4 protein-coding genes and 1 pseudogene are annotated in these 1,859 nt (G+C 67.9%); all 5 read right to left on the bottom strand.

Features of this window, described 5'->3' with window-relative positions:
* Nucleotides 1–332: pseudogene (locus BLU09_RS37950) on the bottom strand (DUF2924 domain-containing protein); the annotation flags it as partial.
* A 114-nt stretch (nt 333–446) separates the two neighbouring features.
* On the bottom strand, nt 447–671 hold the full coding sequence (locus BLU09_RS37945) for a DUF6900 domain-containing protein (protein WP_090496018.1): 225 nt from the start codon (nt 669–671) through the stop codon (nt 447–449).
* 72 nt (nt 672–743) lie between these two features.
* On the bottom strand, nt 744–1,013 hold the full coding sequence (locus BLU09_RS38610; RefSeq protein ID WP_143043289.1) for a DUF6900 domain-containing protein: 270 nt from the start codon (nt 1,011–1,013) through the stop codon (nt 744–746).
* Nucleotides 1,014–1,081: 68 nt separating this feature from the next.
* The gene (locus tag BLU09_RS37940; RefSeq protein WP_090496017.1) at nt 1,082–1,366 is read right to left on the bottom strand and encodes a hypothetical protein; all 285 of its coding nucleotides are present in this window, start codon (nt 1,364–1,366) and stop codon (nt 1,082–1,084) included.
* A gap of 143 nt (nt 1,367–1,509) precedes the next feature.
* Nucleotides 1,510–1,859 (bottom strand): hypothetical protein (locus BLU09_RS37935; RefSeq protein WP_090496016.1); only part of this gene is annotated, 350 nt, incomplete at its 5' end.

The following is a 1,859-nucleotide window of genomic DNA, read 5'->3' as shown; positions in this document are numbered from 1 at the left end:
GTCGGACGCCCGACGACTTCGCGGTACTTCTCCTGCAACTGCTGCAGCGACATGCCGGCGAAGCGCCCGCGCTGGCGAGCGGGCTGCGTGCCCTCTGCCGAGGTGGTGGCCGGTGCAGTAGGGGCCGGAGGAGGGGCGCTGGGGGCGGTGGCCGTCGCCCGGCGGGTGGGGCTGCGCCGCTTCTGGGCGGCGAGGGACTCTTCGATGCGGCGGATGAGGTACTTCTTGTTGGGGCTGCGCGTCTCCTCGCCCACCACTTCGCGGTAGCGGGCACGCAGCTCCGTCAGGTTCATGGACTCCAGCTTCTTCTTCGGGGCGGTGGTGCGGGACATGGTGGTGTTTTCCTTTCCGGGCCGTGGGTACACGTCTGTCGTTCACGAGGGCGGCCCGGAGGCCCTCATGCGCTGGTGCCCCGCTGGGCGGGGCGTGGGTGGTGAGAGGAGGCGCTACTTGCTGCGGGTGTTGCTGGCGGCGCTCAGGCCGGCCAGATAGGCGGCTTCGAGAGCCTCCTTCAGTCGCCATACCGCCACGTCGTGAAAGTCGAGGCTGTCGCTGTTGCGTGTCTTCAAGGTTTCAATGTTGAGTGCTTCGCTTGCTATGCGTTCGAGGGTTGCCTCGGGTGCCCGGGCAGGCTTCGCGGAGCTGGCGGTGTGTGGCTTGCGGGGTGTCATTGTTTCGTCCTTCCGCGCGCCCTTGGGTGGCGCGCGTGAGGCATACACGCTCTGTCGCGCGCGTATGGCAAGTCATTGTGCGCTGGGATTGCGAGGGCTCTTGGGCTGATTCGGGGCGGCAACGCGAGTGCTGCCGGCTGCGTCGAGCCCAGCTTGGTAGGCCGCTTCGAGGGCATCCTTCACTTCCCACACCGCGACTTCGCGGAAGTCGATGGGGCCGATGCGCGTCCGCAGCGTGTCGAAGCCCATGTGCCTGTTGGCGATTCTCTCAAGCGCTGCATCGCGCGATGGGGGGATGTCCTGCTCTTCGGAGGCGCTACGCGCCTCGGGGGTGTCTGTCATGGCTTTCTCTGGTGCGCCTGCTCGCGAGTGCGTGCATACGCGCTCTGTTTCAGGTGCAATGCAAGTCGCTATTTGCGCAGGTGCGCGAAGCGCTCCAGGTCGATGGCGCGCGGATCGACATGCACGAAGGAGGTGGTGCCGCCCGGGAGGACAGGAGCCGCGTCGATGCAGTCCTCGGCCGTGACGCCCCCGAGGCGCGCCAGCTTCTCGTCCGTGTTCACGTAGTAGTCGTCTGCGTCCGTGTCGGCGTCAGGGCGGGTGCCGCCGCGCAGCACCGCGAAGATGCGGACCTTCTGCCCCCGGAGGCCGGGGATTTCGTTGCCGAGGTAGGTGGTGTCAGTGCCGATAGCCATAGGTGTCTCCCTGGCGCGCAGTGGGTGGCGCGCGAAGACATACACGCTCTACCTTCGAGTGATAGCAAGCCGAGGAGGGAGGGATTCGGGACGCCGGGGCATTGCGGGCGCAGGGGGGGCTCTGTTTTGCTGACAGTGTATGTCTATTGGCTGGACTCTTCCGGGGCGCGGGGCTTCTCGTCGGGCGACACCTCGATGAGCAAGCCCTGCGGAAACCAGCGCTCGCGAGCCTCCTGAGAAAGGGGCCGCACCACCACCTTGCCGGCGCCGCCCCCCTTGGGCTTGAGCACCGTGTGCAGGCGCCCGCGTTGGACCAGCTCGGCATGGAGGTGGCCGACGAGGAGCCGGTGCAGGTGCCCGAAGCTGCCTGGCGCCGGATGCTCCGGCTCACCCTCGGGCGCGCGGATGAGAAACTCGGTGGAGCGGCAGGCGGGACAGGGAGGGAGCTGGACGAGGCCGTCGTCCACGTCCTCCCGGCGCGCGACGCCGACCT

This window comes from Myxococcus virescens, from assembly GCF_900101905.1.
Classification (GTDB): Bacteria; Myxococcota; Myxococcia; order Myxococcales; family Myxococcaceae; genus Myxococcus; species Myxococcus virescens.
Note: the sequence above shows the minus strand (reverse complement) of the source record. Positions and strands in the feature narration are given on the sequence as shown.